10 protein-coding genes and 2 tRNA genes are annotated in these 14,830 nt (G+C 64.9%); 3 read left to right on the top strand and 9 right to left on the bottom strand.

Annotation, left to right across the window (positions count from 1 at the left end; translation table 11 throughout):
• Window positions 1–158: 158 nt before the first annotated feature.
• The 4 genes from QP413_RS08325 to gyrA form a co-directional block, all read right to left on the bottom strand.
• Window positions 159–231 (bottom strand) — tRNA-Ala (locus QP413_RS08325).
• A 25-nt stretch (window positions 232–256) separates the two neighbouring features.
• Window positions 257–333: transfer RNA gene (locus tag QP413_RS08320), tRNA-Ile, on the bottom strand.
• A 103-nt stretch (window positions 334–436) separates the two neighbouring features.
• On the bottom strand, window positions 437–1,018 hold the full coding sequence (locus QP413_RS08315; RefSeq protein ID WP_284781426.1) for a DUF3566 domain-containing protein: 582 nt from the start codon (window positions 1,016–1,018) through the stop codon (window positions 437–439).
• Window positions 1,015–3,531 (bottom strand): DNA gyrase subunit A, encoded by a 2,517-nt coding sequence (gyrA, locus tag QP413_RS08310; protein ID WP_284781425.1) that lies wholly within the window; start codon window positions 3,529–3,531, stop codon window positions 1,015–1,017. The genes QP413_RS08315 and gyrA overlap by 4 nt, the downstream gene beginning before the upstream one ends.
• 138 nt (window positions 3,532–3,669) lie before the next feature.
• Here gyrA and QP413_RS08305 point away from each other — a divergent pair, with 138 nt between their 5' ends.
• The 3 genes from QP413_RS08305 (at window position 3,670) to QP413_RS08295 (ending at window position 7,450) form a co-directional block, all read left to right on the top strand.
• The gene (locus QP413_RS08305) at window positions 3,670–5,016 is read left to right on the top strand and encodes an MFS transporter (RefSeq protein ID WP_284781424.1); all 1,347 of its coding nucleotides are present in this window, start codon (window positions 3,670–3,672) and stop codon (window positions 5,014–5,016) included.
• 61 nt (window positions 5,017–5,077) lie between these two features.
• Window positions 5,078–6,385, top strand: coding sequence for a family 1 glycosylhydrolase (locus tag QP413_RS08300; RefSeq protein WP_284781423.1), 1,308 nt, complete (start codon window positions 5,078–5,080; stop codon window positions 6,383–6,385).
• Between the two features lie 213 nt (window positions 6,386–6,598).
• Window positions 6,599–7,450 carry a hypothetical protein gene (locus QP413_RS08295; RefSeq protein WP_284781422.1) on the top strand — a complete coding sequence of 284 codons (852 nt, stop codon included), beginning with the start codon at window positions 6,599–6,601 and terminating at the stop codon, window positions 7,448–7,450.
• 114 nt (window positions 7,451–7,564) lie between these two features.
• Here QP413_RS08295 and QP413_RS08290 read toward each other — a convergent pair whose 3' ends face one another.
• The 5 genes from QP413_RS08290 to dnaN all read right to left on the bottom strand — a co-directional run bounded on the left by QP413_RS08290 (window position 7,565) and on the right by dnaN (window position 14,391).
• Window positions 7,565–8,620: an alpha/beta fold hydrolase gene (locus QP413_RS08290; RefSeq protein ID WP_284781421.1), complete on the bottom strand. Its 1,056-nt coding sequence runs from the start codon at window positions 8,618–8,620 to the stop codon at window positions 7,565–7,567.
• A gap of 311 nt (window positions 8,621–8,931) precedes the next feature.
• Window positions 8,932–11,004, bottom strand: a complete 2,073-nt coding sequence (gyrB, locus tag QP413_RS08285) for a DNA topoisomerase (ATP-hydrolyzing) subunit B (protein WP_284781420.1) — start codon at window positions 11,002–11,004, stop codon at window positions 8,932–8,934.
• 112 nt (window positions 11,005–11,116) lie between these two features.
• Window positions 11,117–11,773: a DUF721 domain-containing protein gene (locus tag QP413_RS08280; RefSeq protein ID WP_284781419.1), complete on the bottom strand. Its 657-nt coding sequence runs from the start codon at window positions 11,771–11,773 to the stop codon at window positions 11,117–11,119.
• A complete protein-coding gene (recF, locus tag QP413_RS08275; protein WP_284781418.1) occupies window positions 11,770–13,173 on the bottom strand; it encodes a DNA replication/repair protein RecF in 1,404 nt (467 codons plus the stop codon). Before recF ends, QP413_RS08280 begins: the two co-directional genes overlap by 4 nt.
• A 33-nt stretch (window positions 13,174–13,206) precedes the next feature.
• Window positions 13,207–14,391 (bottom strand): DNA polymerase III subunit beta, encoded by a 1,185-nt coding sequence (gene dnaN / locus QP413_RS08270; protein ID WP_284781417.1) that lies wholly within the window; start codon window positions 14,389–14,391, stop codon window positions 13,207–13,209.
• Window positions 14,392–14,830 lie beyond the last annotated feature (439 nt).

Here is a 14,830-nt window from a genome sequence, read left to right as displayed (position 1 = left end):
ATCCGGAAAGGGCCCATGAGATAAAAAGGGCCCACCCGGCGACACGCCGGGCAGACACACTTTTTGCTACTTAACCCTAACCCGTCGCCACCCTCACCCCTCCATCATTCCCCCAGACGCAAAGGAACCCCAGGCCTTCCGACCTGGGGTTCGTGCTGTGGAGCATAGGAGAATCGAACTCCTGACCTTCTGCTTGCAAAGCAGATGCTCTACCAATTGAGCTAATGCCCCGAACTTCATTCGAAGTGTGTTCGAATGGTGGGCCTAGGTGGACTCGAACCACCGACCTCATCGTTATCAGCGATGCGCTCTAACCGCCTGAGCTATAGGCCCTTCGAACAGGGACTAGTGTATCCATGCGATGCACTATTAACCAAATCGCCAGGTCAGCCCCTGTTTTATGAAGTTTTCTTACCTCGGAGCGCGCAGCCTTGAGCTAGGCCTCGTCCGACGCCTCCGAGGTTTCCGGCGCAGCCGCGTTGTCCGGGACGGCCGCCGCGTCCTCTGGGTCCGCGACGCGCAGCTTCAGCCCACCGAGGACGTCCGCCGCCGCGTTGTACACCAGCGCAGCCAGCGACACGGTGCCCCAGACGACGAAGAACTCCAGGATGCCCACGAGCACCACCGCGCCCAGCACGCCCCAGCCGGAGATCCCGCCGAAGCCCGCGATGTCGGCAAGCAGGGTGTTCATGCGGCCCCACACGCCGGCCACCGCCAGCACGAGCCACAGGAGCATCCAGGCCAGAACCCACACCACGAAGGTGACGCAGCCCGCCGCCAGGCCGAGCCGGCCGGCGGAGCGCACGTCGATGGACGTCAGCGTCAGTTCCCGTCCGCGCGGAGCCCGCGCCTTCCAGGACGTCGCCTTCTCCGACGCCGCCTTTCCGGTCACCGTAGTCTCGGCCGCCGTCTTCTCGACCCCGGCCGCATCCTTGGCCTGTGCCGAATCCTTCTCGACCGCGTCAGCCGCCTGGTCGCTAGCCTCCGAGGTCACTTTCTCAGTGCCCTCGGGGGTCACTTCTTAGCGTCCTTCGGCTTCGACTCGACCTGGGCGACCTCTTCTTCCGCCTCTTCCTCGACGTTGCGGTCGACGGCGACGAGCTCGACTCCCTTATCCAGGTCGACCAGGCGCACGCCCATGGTGGAGCGGCCGGTCTCGCGGATCTGGTTGACCTCGGTGCGGATCACCCCACCGGCGCTGGTCATCGCGAGGATCTCATCATCCTCGGTGACCGTCAGCGCGCCGATCAGCTTGCCGCGGGACTTCTGGTACTTGAAGGCCACAACACCCAGGCCGCCACGGCCCTTCGCAGGGTACTCCTCCATCGGGGTGCGCTTACCGTAACCACCGGAGGTGGCGACGAACAGCGCCGAGTCCTCCTGCACGACCGTCATGGCCAGCAGCTGGTCCTCACCGCGGAAGCGCATGCCGTACACGCCGGCGGTGGCCCGGCCCATCGGGCGCAGCGTCTCGTCGTCGGCGGTGAAGCGCATGGCCTGGCCTTCCTCGGAGACGAGCAGCAGGTCGTCGTCCGCGGAGCACAGCTGCGCGCCGATCAGCTTGTCGCCCTCGTTGAGGTTGATGGCGATCAGGCCGGAGGACCGGGTGGTGGCGTAGTCCGTGAGGCGGGACTTCTTCACACGGCCCTGCGCGGTGGCGAGCACCAGGTACGGGGCGTCCTCGAAGGACTGGATCTGAATGACCTGTGCGATCTGCTCGCCCGGCTGGAACTCCAGCAGGTTGGCGACGTGCTGGCCGCGTGCGGTGCGGGTCGCTTCCGGCAGCTCGTAGGTCTTCAGGCGGTACATCCGGCCCATGTTCGTGAAGAACAGGACGGTGTCGTGCGTGGAGCAGACGAAGAAGTGGCGGACGACGTCGTCCTGCCGCAGTTCGGCACCGCGCACGCCCTTGCCGCCGCGTCGCTGGTTGCGGTAGCTGTCCACCTTCGTGCGCTTCGCGTAGCCGGTCGAGGTGATGGTCACGACGACGTTCTCGCGGGCGATGAGGTCCTCTTCGGAAACGTCGCCGGTGGCGGAGACGATCTGGGTGCGGCGTTCGTCGCCGTACTTCTCGACGATCTCGGCGAGCTCGTCGCGGACGATGGCGCGCTGGCGCTCCGGCTTGGCGAGGATGTCCTCGAGGTCGGCGATGATGCGCTCGAGCTCGGCCAGCTGGTCGATGATCTTCTGGCGCTCGAGGGCTGCCAGGCGGCGCAGCTGCATCGCGAGGATGGCGTTGGCCTGGATCTCGTCGACGGTCAGCAGGTCCATCAGGCCCTCGCGCGCGATATCCACGGTCGCGGAGTTGCGGATCAGGGCGATGACCTCGTCCAATGCGTCCAGTGCCTTGACCAGGCCGCGCAGGATGTGAGCGTCTTCCTCGGCCTTGCGGAGGCGGAACTGGGTGCGTCGGACGATGACGTCGATCTGGTGCTTGACGTACAGCGAGAGCATCTGGTCCAGGCGGAGGGTGCGTGGCACGCCGTCGACGATGGACAGCATGTTCGCACCGAAGCTGGTCTGCAGCTGCGAGTGCTTGTAGAGGTTGTTCAGCACCACGCGCGGCACAGCGTCGCGCTTCAGGGTGACGACGATGCGCAGGCCGACGCGGTCGGAGGACTCGTCGTCGATCTTGGAGATGCCCTTGAGCTTGCCGTCGCGGACCTGTTCGGCGATGGAGCTGACCAGGTTATCGGGGTTGACCTGGTACGGAAGCTCGGTGATGACGATGACCTGGCGGGAGCCCTCTTCCTCGATCTCGGCCTTGCCGCGCATGCGGATGGAGCCGCGGCCGGTGCGGTAGGCGTCGTCGATGCCCTTCTCGCCGACGATGAGGCCGGCGGTCGGGAAGTCCGGGCCCTTCACGAAGCGCATGCAGGCCTCGAGGGCCTCTGCTTCCTCGGCCTCTGGGTTCTCCAGGAGCCAGTAGATGGCGTCCGCGAGCTCGTTGAGGTTGTGTGGCGGGATGTTGGTCGCCATGCCGACGGCGATGCCGCCGGAACCGTTCATCAGCAGGTTCGGGACGCGGGAGGGCAGGACGGTCGGCTCGGAGGTCTTGCCGTCGTAGTTCGGCTGGAAGATGACGGTGTCCTCGCGGATGTCGCGGACCATCTCCATCGCCAGCGGGGTGAGGCGGCACTCGGTGTAACGCATTGCTGCAGCACCGTCGTTACCGCGGGAGCCGAAGTTGCCCTGCCCGTCGACGAGCGGATAGCGCATGGACCAGGGTTGGGCCATGCGCACGAGGGTGTAGTAGATCGCGTAGTCACCGTGGGGGTGGTAGTTACCCATGGTCTCTGCCACTGGCTTCGCGGACTTGACGTATCCGCGTTCCGGCCGGTGGCCGTTGTCGAACATGGCGTAGAGAATGCGCCGGTGTACCGGCTTCATGCCGTCCCGAACCTCCGGGAGGGCACGGCCCACGATCACGCTCATGGCGTAATCGATGTAGCTGTTCTGCATCTCCTTCTGCAAGTCGATCGGTTCGATGCGGTCGAACAGGTTATCTCCACCGTTAGTATCGTCGCTCACTGGAGTTGGTGAACCTTTCTACTTGGAATAGACCCAACCATTCTACCACGTCAGCGCACAGTTTTTGAGCCCACGGACCGGTGGCGGAGATTCTTAAAAGCGCACACAACGTTTGCCGTGAAAACTATGATTTTCCCCGTGACTGTTGGGCAAAGCCCCAAGCAAGAAGTCTCCCGGGGATGGATCTCGCGCTTTGGCCTGATGTACCTCGGCCAGAACATCGCCTGGGCAGCTCCGACGAACCTTCTGCTCTCCGCCCAGATCCTGGTGTGGTTCCCGGAGGACAAGGAACGCCAGCTCGCACTGTTGATGACGGCCGGTGGGCTGGTCAGCCTGCTCGCCTCCCCGCTCGCGGGGATCTTCTCCGACCGGACGCGCTCCTCGCTGGGCCGCCGCACCCCGTGGATCATCGCGGGCATCACGATCTCCTCGGTAGCACTCGGTGTCGCGGGATGGACCGCAACACTTCCGGGGGATTCCCGCAGCCTGGGTTACGGCCTGTTGCTGGCGGCGTGGATGGTCTTCCAGTTCGCCATCGCCCTCGCGGTAACGCCGACGCAGTCCATCGTCCCCGACCAGGTCACCGATCGGCAGTTCGGCACCGTCTCCGGCGTGATGGGTATGACGTACACCCTGGGCATCGTGCTGGGCACCGCACTCTCCGTCGCGCTCCCCCGCCCCTGGGCCTACGCCGCTGTCATCGCCGTACTGCTAGCGACGGCGGTGCCCTTCCTCACCCGCGATCGGGAACCACTCCCCTGGCTCGCAGGCTCCGGGGACCCGGAATCGGGCCTGGAAACAAGCCCGGCGGCCAGCCCCGCACACGGTGCTGAACCAGCAGCTAAGCAGCCCGAAGCCGGTGCCACGGGAACGACACCGACAGGCCTCGCGGCCGCCCGGCGCGTCGTCCCCAACCCGAAGGACGCACCGGACTTCTACTGGATGTTCCTCACCCGCCTGCTGCTGATGCTGGCCCAAGCCATCGCGCTATTCTTCCTGCTCTACTACCTGCGCGACCGCATCGGCTTCCACGATCCCGAGCTCGGCGTGCTGATCCTCACGGCCGTGTTCGCCGGCTGCGTGGTCGCCACCGCCCTGTGGTCCGGCTGGTTCTCCGACAAGCTCGGCGTCCGCAAGCCCTTCATCCTCTTCTCCGCCACCGGGGTGGCCGCCGCCTGCGCGATGCTGGCTTTCACCAGCTCCTTCACGATCGTCGTCGTTGGCGCTGTGATCCTGGGGCTGAGCTGGGGCGTGTACCAGGCCATCGACCAGGCGCTCGTCAACGCCGTGCTCCCCACCGAGCAGGAGCGCGCGACCCACATGGGCCTGATCAACCTCGCCGTCCTGCTGCCGAACACGCTCGCCCCCTCCATCGCCGCGATCGCTCTCAGCCTGCTCGGGGGCTACACGGGGCTCTATCTCCTGGCAGGTGCGATGTGCCTGGCCGGAGGCGTCCTCGTCCTAAAAATCCAAGCCACCCGCTAAGCGCAAGACTGTCCACCCGACCGCGAGTAACAGACCACCCCACAACCCAAAGGAGAACACGATGCCAACCTCTCCCACCACCTTCCTGCCGCTGGGCAAGCTGATGATCGGGACGGCGACGTCCTCCCTGCAGATCGAGGGTGGCGACCGGAACAACAACTGGTACGAGTGGGCCCAACACCCCGGAACCATCGCCGACGGCACCAGCCCGCTGCGCGCCAACGACCACTGGAACCGGTGGCGGGAGGACACCGAACTCATGGGCTCCCTGGGGCTGAAAACCTACCGGATGGGCATCGAATGGTCCCGCATCGAACCCGCACCCGGGCAGTGGAACACCGCCGCTTTGGACCGCTACCGGGAGGAAATCGCGCTGGTCAGACAGCGCGGGATGGTGCCGCTGGTGACGTTGCATCATTTCAATAACCCGCTGTGGTTCCAGCGGGTCGGCGAATGGGAGAAGCCGGAGAATATCGCGCACTGGCTGCGCTTCGTGGGCCACGTAGTCAAGGGGCTATCCGACCTGGTCACGGACTGGGTGACCATCAACGAGCCGAATGTGTACGCCACCTCCGGCTTCCTCTTCCACGAGGCCCCGCCTGCGAAGAAGTCCTACCGGCTGGCGCTGAAGGTGATGCGGAACATGGCGATCGCGCACTGCCGCGCATACCGGTTGATCCACGGGATTCAGTCGGGCGCGCGGGTGGGCTTCGCGCACCACATGCGGGCCTTCGTGCCTGCTCAGGAGCGTAATCCGCTGCACCGGCTGGCCTCCCGGTCCAGTGCCTTCCTCTTCCAGAACGAGCTCAGCCACGCGATGCTTGGTGGGAAGTTCCGGGGCGTGCTGGGCCGCCAGCCTTCGGATATTTCTCCCGGCAAGTACTACGACTACCTGGGGCTGAATTACTACTCGCGCACGGCGTCCGCGGGCTTCGAAGACGGCACGCTGCCCGGCAAGCCGGTCAATGACCTTGGTTGGGAGATCTACCCGGAGGGCCTGATCGAGTGCGCCGGCTGGATGCACGAGCGCTACCCCGCGCCGATCTGGGTCACGGAGAACGGCACCTGCGATAACGGCAGCCCGACAAGTCTGGAGAACTTCCGCTGCCGCTTCATCTACGACCACCTGGCCGCGATTAGTGCCTCTGACCTGCCCTTTGAGCGCTATTACCACTGGTGCTTCGTGGATAACTGGGAGTGGGCGGACGGCGAGGCGCAGCGCTTCGGCCTGGTGCACAACGACTACGCCACGCAGACCCGCACACCGAAGCTCAGCGCCGAGTTTGTGCGCCGGATCATCGCCGAGGGCGGAATTTCCGGGGAGGCGAAGCGGGAGTTCGTCGACGTCCAGCGCTACCGCATCGGGTAGGTCGGTTCTCGGGCGACCGTAACCGGGACGGACGTCGTCCCTATCGAACTCGACATCCGTGAGGGGCATTCTTGTCGAGGACGTCGCCCCGTCGGCCACCCGATTGTTTCACGTGAAACAATGCGCCCCTGCCTCTGCCAGAATGGAGGGAGAAGAAAGCGCCGGCTCGAAAAGCCCAGCCAGAACACGAAAGGCAAGGTGCAGGCACACAGCATGGCTCAGAACATTCTCCCAACCCCACAGGCGGAATTCGCAGCCCTCGGCTTCTATGGGGAGCCACTGGACCAGATGATCCACCGGTCCTTCGATGAGCAGAACCAGGGGCTTGCGAATGCGCACGGCTTCAAGATGATCTCCCCGTACATCGATCCCTCCGGTGCGCGAATGATCCGTTTCATGGGGGAGAACAACTCCACCGTCGCGGTCTCCCTCATGCACCCCGATACCACGGCCGCGCGGGTGGGTCTGATCACCCCGACGGTCGCGCTCGTGGACGTAGTCAACACCGAAGGGGAGATCGCCGCCCGCGTGACCTGTGCCGTTGATGATTTCTTCTCCTATTCGAAGGTCTCCGGGCCAGAGGTCGTCAAGGAAGGCAAGGTCGCCACGAACGCCGACGAGGACGGCATGATCCCGCTGGTGAACTTCTGCCTCACCGCAGCGCTGGGCGGCGGCAAGATGCACCTCTACCCCAGCGAGGCAGCCTGGCGGCAGGCCCATCCGGAGCATGTGCGCGAGGACGGTGTCATCACGAAGCCGCGGCTGATCTCCCCAGCTGCCCAGGCCTTCTTCGACGGTGACACCGACGCGATTAACCCGTGGAACCACGTGCGGATCACCGTCGCTGGGATTCGGGGCGCGACCAATGAGCTCACTGGCAAGCAGTTCTTCGTCGTGCAGGACACGCCGAATGCCCGTGGCTTCGCGCTCACGGCCTGCCTGCCGGCAACCGAGGAGCTGAAGAAGCACATGCGACCAGGCGTGGTGCTGGAGGGCCCGGCCGTGCTGATGGGGCACAACGCCACGCTCGCGAACCCGGCGGTGTCCACACCGGAGGAGGGCTAAGGCCCCGAAACGGGCGGTGAGTCCCAAGGCCCCGCCACAAACTTTGAGGCCTAAGGGCCCGGGCTCATGGGCTCAGTTAGGGCAGCGCCCCACACATAACGCCTCCCTGAAGGCCTAGGCCTCGACCGTGGCGGCCCAGCGCTCGAACCGGTCGGCCACGACCTGCGGCTGGCGCGCCCAGCGATTGTGGCCGAGCTGCTCCACCTCCGCGGGATACTCCTCCACCGCAACGCAGCCCTGCGGGAAGAGCAGGGCGAGGTTCTTCGCGGAGTCGAGGGGGCAGTCATCGTCATTGGAGAAGCGGGTGAGCAGGATATTCGTCTGCGTCTCCGCCATCGCCGCGACATAGTCCATGTCCTGGCCGTGCAGGTTTTTAAAGCTATTGCGCTGCGCGAGCTTGGTCCATTCCAGGATGTGGTTGCGCGCCTGCCGCCCGTAATTTGCGATATCCAACAGGCCCTCCGGCTGGTAGCCGCGGGCCAGCACAATCGCGCTCATCAACAGGGAGCCGAGCCTGAGCTCGATGCGGGTGCGTCCGGTGAAACCCCGGTAATACGGGGTGCCGGTACCAACCCCCATGTAGCCCAGGACGTTGAGCTCCTTAGCCTCCGGGCGCGCCAGGAACACTGCAGCCATCTGCCCACCCATCGAGTGGGTCAGCATGATGGTCGGGTACTTCTCCCCCAGCTCCAAGCGGCGCTTGACCGCGCGGATGGTGCGCGGGAAATCGGAGCTCGCCAGATCGTGATAGCCCCAGTCCTGGGTGCGGCTAGCGGCGGCGGTGGATTCGCCCTGGCCGTGCAGCTCGCCGATGGCGACAATCCAGCCGCGGGTGGCGAGCTCCTTGGCGATCGGCTCGTAATAGCGGGCGCCGACACCGAAGCCCGGCCACAGGATGACCAGGGGTTTCTTCCCATCATGGCCGCTCTCCGCGGCGGTGCGTGGCTCGGCTGGTTCAGCGCTCGTGGCGGAGCTGCCGGGCTTGCTACCGGCCTGGGCACCAGCCTCGGCGCCGGCCTGAGTCACAGCAGAGGCCGGGTTAGCTGGGTCTTCGCCGCCGGCTAGCGGTGGGGTGAAGATGCGCACGGCCGTGGTGCTGCCGTCCGCCATCTGCACGTGAACCCACTGACGGTGCACATCCTCGACGGAAACTACGTTATTTTCACTCACCCGTCACATGATATGTGTGCCCCCGAACACATTTGGCTATATCAAGATAATGCTTTGGGCTGAGGCCGCGAGCTCTTTAGAAGCGCCCCTCGCCTAGCAAAGAGCTTTAAAAAGGGCTTTCGATAGCGCTAAGACCCAAGTTTCACCCAATAATCTTGGATTCACCCCCACTGGACCCAAGATTAGGGGCCTAATCTTGGGTCACCGGTCGGCGTTGGCCCCCCTCACCCAGCACCGCCCCTCACCGACCACCCCACGCGGGCGCCAACGCTGACGTCGACGTCGACCTCCCCCAGCCTTAAACCCGAACCCTAGACGTCCAGGAAACGGACGTCGCGCGCGTTGCGGGTGATGAAGCTACGGCGGGCGACAACGTCGTCACCCATCAGGATGCTGAACAGCTCGTCAGCAGCCTCCGCGTCCTCCAGGGACACCTGGCGCAGCGTGCGGGTGGTGGGATCCATCGTGGTCTCCCACAGCTCCTTCGGGTTCATCTCGCCGAGACCCTTGTAGCGCTGGATGCCATCATCCGTGTCGATCTTGCGGCCCTCTGCCAGGCCCTTCTCCAGCTGCTCATCGCGCTCCCGGTCGGAGAACGCATAGCCCGGCTCGCCCTTGCCCCACTTCAGCTTGTACAGCGGCGGCTGGGCCAGATACACGTAGCCACCCTCGACGAGTGGACGCATCAGGCGGAACAGCAGCGTGAGCAGCAGCGTTGCGATGTGCTGGCCGTCCACGTCGGCGTCGGCCATCAGCACGATCTTGTGATAGCGCAGCTTGTTGATGTCGAACTCATCGTGAATGCCGGTGCCCAGCGCGGTGATGATTGCCTGCACCTCGGCGTTCTTCAGAACGCGGTCCATGCGGGCCTTCTCGACGTTCAGGATCTTGCCGCGCAGGGGCAGGATGGCCTGGTACATCGAATCGCGGCCGGACTTCGCGGAGCCACCTGCGGAGTCACCCTCCACCACGTAAAGCTCGGACTTGATCGGATCCTTGGAACGGCAGTCGGCCAGCTTGCCTGGCAGCCCGCCCATATCGGAGGCAGACTTGCGGCGCACCAGGTCACGCGCCTTACGAGCCGCCTGGCGAGCGTGCGCGGAGGCCACAGCCTTCTGCACGATGACCTTAGCCTCAGCCGGGTTGGCATCCAGCCAGTCGGAAAGGTGTTCATTGATCGCGCGCTGCACGAAACCGCGGATCTCGGTGTTGCCCAGCTTCGTCTTCGTCTGGCCCTCGAACTGCGGGTCACCGACGCGGACGGAGATGACGGCAGCCAGACCCTCACGGACGTCGTCGCCGGTGAGGTTGGAGTCCTTCTCCTTCAGCAGCTTCTGATCACGCGCGTAACGGTTGATCAGGGAGGTCATCGCGGCGCGGAAGCCCTCCTCGTGGGTACCGCCCTCGAAGGTGTTGATCGTGTTCGCGAAGGTATGGACGGACTGCTGGTAGCCGTCGTTCCACTGCAGCGCGACCTCGACCTCGTGGTCCTCGCCCTTGGCGTCGAAGCTGACGATCGTCGGGTGGATCGGCTGCTTCTTGCGGTTGATGAACGCGACGTAGTCCTTCAGACCCTCCGGGTAGTGGTACGTCTTGGTGCGCGGGCCCTTCTTCTTCTTGGCCTCTTCCTCCGCCTGGCGCTCCTCAGCGGACTTCGGCGCCTCAGCCTGCTCGGTGAGGTCCTCGAGATGCTCCTCCGGGTCCTCGGCCTCGATGGCCTCCGGGCGCTCGTCGGTGAGGGTGATGGTCAGGCCCTTATTCAGGAATGCCATTTCCTGCAGGCGCTTGGCGACCGTGTCGAAGTTGAACTCCACGGTCTCGAAAATCTCCGGGTCCGGCCAGAACCGCTGGGTGGTGCCGGAACCGCGCTTCTTCTTGCCCTGCACGAGCTCCTGCGGCACCGCGTTGACGAACTCCTGGTACCACTCGAAGCCATCGCGAACGATGCGGGTTTCCACACGGGTGGACAGGGCGTTGACCACGGAAATACCAACACCGTGCAGACCACCGGAGACCGCGTAGGAATCGGAGTCGAACTTACCGCCGGCGTGCAGCTGCGTCATGACGACCTGCACGGTCGGGGCGCCGGAAGGGTGCATCTCCACCGGGATGCCACGGCCGTCGTCGGAAACCTCGACGGAGCCGTCCTCCTTCAGCGTGACGGAGACCTTCTTGGCGTAGCCCGCCATCGCCTCGTCCACGGAGTTGTCCACGACCTCCCAGATGAGGTGGTGGAGGCCACGCTCTCCCGTGGAGCCGATGTACATGCCCGGGCGCTTCCGGACTGCCTCGAGGCCCTCGAGGATGGTGATCGACGATGCGTCGTAGTCACCCGGCTTGTGCTCGTGCGGAGCTGGCGTGTTCTGCGGTTCTGGTGCACCCACGGTGGGTAAAACTCCTTCGTGTGCCACTAATTAACTCCACCAGTCTACCGGCTTTTCCTGCGAAAATACAGTTTCCGGCAGCCTGGGCGAACTGCGGGTCACGCCGTGGCGCTCAGCCGTAATCGTCGCGTTTGCCCCGCCCCTGGACGCGGAGGCGGCCGGTCTGTCGCGGCCCGTAGTCCGGGTTGTGGATCTTTAGTTCGACGACGACGTCCGGCCCCAGCTCCTGGGCGATTTTCTTCAGGATGGTTGCCTGGATGAGGCGGAGTTGGGTCGCCCAGGGTGTGGAGTCGCTCTGGACGTGGAGGAATTTGTTTTTCTCGTCGAATTTCACCGGCCGGGTGTGTGCCGCGATCTTGGGGCCGACGAGGTGTTCCCAGTCCTGCATGAGGCGGCGGACACCGACGTTTTCCTCCCAGCCCTGACGCCGGATTTCGCGGCTGAGCAGGGCGGCGAAGCTGCCGGGGTCGCGGTAGCTGCGGTCGGCGCGGCCGTCCATGCGGGTTTTGATGCGCTGGACGCCGGAGCCGGTGCGCGCTCCGGCGCTGGTGCTGGCGGAGTCCGTGGCAGGTTCCGCGAGCGTGCCGCGGCGGCCCCGGTTCCAGCCGTTCCTGCGAGCCATGCGGGGAAGATCGGCGTTCTTGCCGGTCGCGGGCTTGCCGCCGGCTTTTTTGATGGCTTCCAGAGCTTGGGCGACGGGGTCGAGGAACTGCTCCTCGCGGTTGGAATTCTCACGCGACTGCTGCTCGCGTGGCTGGTGTTCCGTCACGCCTGCTCACCGCCGGTGGAGGCCGCCGACCCCGGTTCCTCCGACTGCCCCGGGTTTTCGCCGGGATCGCCTGCCTGGTCTGACTCCTCGGCTACGTGCTCCTCGGCCTGTTTGGTGGGCTGCCCCTCGGCCTGCTCCGGGACGCTATCGCGGGGGATGGTCTCGTCGATCACGGAGATCCGCCGCTGCTGGCCCTCCTCGGTGACATGCACCGCGCGAACATCATGGAACGTGGCGATATCCCGCAGCTCAGCGGGAATATCTTCACCCACGGCCGCGGTGATGAGCACCTGCTCGGCTTCGGTGAGCAGCCCGACGAGCTGTTGACGTCGGGAGGAATCCAGCTCCGCGAAAACGTCATCCAAGATGACCACCGGTTCCACGCCATCCTCGCGCTGCATGAAGGACGCGCCGAGCCTCAGCGCCAGGGCGAAGGACCAGGATTCCCCGTGAGAGGCAAAACCCTTGGCGGGCTGGGTGCCCAGCATGAGCACGAGGTCGTCGCGGTGCGGGCCGATCAGCGTGGTGCCGCGGTCCACCTCCTGGGTGCGCTTCCGGGCGTAGGCCTGCAGCAACGTGGCCTCCGCGACCTCCGGGGAGAGCAACGCCAGCTCGGCTGCCGGGTCGCGTTCGAGCTCCGCCTCACCCAACAGCACACCGATCTGGGCCAGATCCGCGTCCACGGTCGAGGTGTACGCCATGTGCGCGGGCCGGGACTCCGGGGCGAGCCGGGCGTAGGTCTGCGCGACGTGTGGTGCGAGGTCATGGGCGATCTGCACCCGCGCGGACATGATCTGCCCGCCCAACGCAGCCAGCTGGGCGTCCCAGACGTCCAGGGTGGCGAGGGCAGAAAGGCGTTCCGCGTCGTTTTCGGGGGCGATACGCAGGGCGTAGGCGTTATTGCGCAGCAGAGCATTGCGCTGGCGCAGGGACTTATCGTAATCCGCCTTCACCGCCGCGAGTCGCGGGTAGCGGGCGACCATGATCTCGTCGAGGAACTTGCGGCGCTGCTCTGGTTCGCCGCGCACCAGGGCGAGGTCCTCCGGGGAGAACAGGGTGGTGCGGACGATGCCCAGCAGCTCGCTGGTGGTGGCCAGCTGCGTGCGGTTGATGTGGGCACGGTTGGATCCGTGGCCACGGATCGCGATGTGGGCGGTGAGCTCGCGATTGTGGTTCACCGCCGTGGCAGAGACCCGGGCGATCTGTTGGCCTTCCCGCACCAGCGCGGAATCGGTGTTGACCCGGTGGGATCCCAGGTGGGCCAGGTAGCCCAGGGCCTCGACGATGTTGGTCTTGCCGTGCCCATTGGGCCCGGAGAACACCGTGACACCCGGGTCCAGCTGCAGCGAGAGTTCCCGCCACGACCGGAAGTCGTGGAGTTCTAGGCTGCGGACAAACATGTTTCCACTCTATGCCGAGGGTTCGCGCGGGCTTTAGCCCGGCAGGCGCACCGGCATGAGCAGGTACTTGAAGTTGGTCTCCGGGTCCGGGAAGGTGCCGTCCTCCTCGGCCTCCGGCAGCTCGGCCGGGGCAGGAATGAGGATCGCGGGGCGGGAGGGCTGGGTGAATCCGAAGACCACGCGCTCGGTGTGGATCGCGCTCAGGCCGTCCTTGAGGTACGCCGGGTTGAAGGCGATGGTCAGCGGCTCGCCGTGGTAGGCGCAGTTCAGGACTTCCTCGGCCTGACCAACATCGGAGCCGCCGGCGGAAAGGGTCAGCGTGGACTCCTCGAAGTGCATCCGGATCTGGGAATTACGCTCCGCGACCAGGGAGACACGGCGGATCGCGTCCAGCAGCGGTGCGATCTCCACGGAGGCCATCGCGTTGTGGCGGGCCGGCAGCAGCGGGCGGAACTTCGGGAAGTCCGCATCCAGCAGGCGGGTGGTCGTGCGGCGGGCATCGGTGACGATGCCGAGCAGGCCGTCCGCACCGATGTCCTCCCCCGAACCGATGGCGATCTCGATCGGATCGTTGAGGCTGTGATCCAGGGTGCGGGCGGTGTCCGCCAGCGTGCGGGCCGGGATCAGCAGCTCAGCCTTAGCGTCGGCGGACGCCGGGTTCCACTGGAAGCTACGAACAGCCAGGCGGAAGCGGTCGGTTGCTGCGAGAACCACATTTTCGCCGTCGATCTCCATGCGGATACCGGTGAGCATCGGGAGGGTGTCGTCCTTACCCGCTGCGATCGCTACCTGGCTGATGGCCTCGGTGAAGAGATTCGGGTCGATGGTGCCGGTCACGGCCGGCATGTCCGGCAGGACTGGGTAATCCTCGATGGTCATCGCGGGAAGTTCGAAACGGGAGCTGCTGCTGCGAACCAGGACCGTGGAGCCGGAGTACTCCATGGTGATTTCCTTACCCGGAAGTGCGCCGACGATGTCGGATGCCAACTTACCGGCCACGAGGATGCGGCCTGGTTCGTCAACATTGGCATTCACGCGCACGCGGGTGGAGACTTCCCGGTCGAAGCCCGACAGCTCCAGGCCATCGTCATCCGCGAGGATCATCACGCCACGCAGGATCGGCTGGGTTGGCTTCGTGGGCAGCGCACGGGCGACCCATGCCAGTGCAGATGCGAAATCATCCTTCGCAACCGAGAAACTCACATTTTCTTGCTCCATGCTGAGCTGTCCCTCCGGTCAACGTTCATCGCCTTGAACGTGCTTCAAAACTTTGTCTTTTTCTTCGAGTCTCAAGACTAGCCGACGCACCGGACACGGCCGAAGAAAGTGCGCTTGCTTGTTATTCGCTCCCCTTCGCGGCTTGGCACGGCAACGCCTGGCAGACCGGGACTATGCACACCACCAATTTCTTCTCTCTTTGCCAATTGGGAAGTTCAGCAGTGTTAGTAGGGGGTGTGAAAACTGTGGAAAACATGTCATTTACCCACGCCGGGGGCCGAATCGGGGTGTGGGGTTCGGGTGGACGACTCTGTGGATAACTGTGCCCAATTGTGGATAACCTTTGTCATTCGCGAGTTATCCACAGCCCATCCACCTGCGGTTTCCCAAGATTTGGGTAGTTATCCACAGAAACCCCAGGTCACGAGCTTCAACCTTG

Origin of the sequence: Corynebacterium sp. UMB4614 (assembly GCF_030217065.1) — a bacterium.
GTDB lineage: Bacteria > Actinomycetota > Actinomycetes > Mycobacteriales > Mycobacteriaceae > Corynebacterium.
This window is presented reverse-complemented; position numbering and strand designations above follow the sequence as displayed.

Coding starts and splice junctions, on each gene's coding strand:
- QP413_RS08300 (WP_284781423.1), top strand. CDS start 5,078: ATGCCAACCTCTCCCACCACCTTCCTGCCGCTGGGCAAGCTGATGATC.
- QP413_RS08295 (WP_284781422.1), top strand. CDS start 6,599: ATGGCTCAGAACATTCTCCCAACCCCACAGGCGGAATTCGCAGCCCTC.
- recF (WP_284781418.1), bottom strand. CDS start 13,173: ATGTTTGTCCGCAGCCTAGAACTCCACGACTTCCGGTCGTGGCGGGAA.
- dnaN (WP_284781417.1), bottom strand. CDS start 14,391: ATGGAGCAAGAAAATGTGAGTTTCTCGGTTGCGAAGGATGATTTCGCA.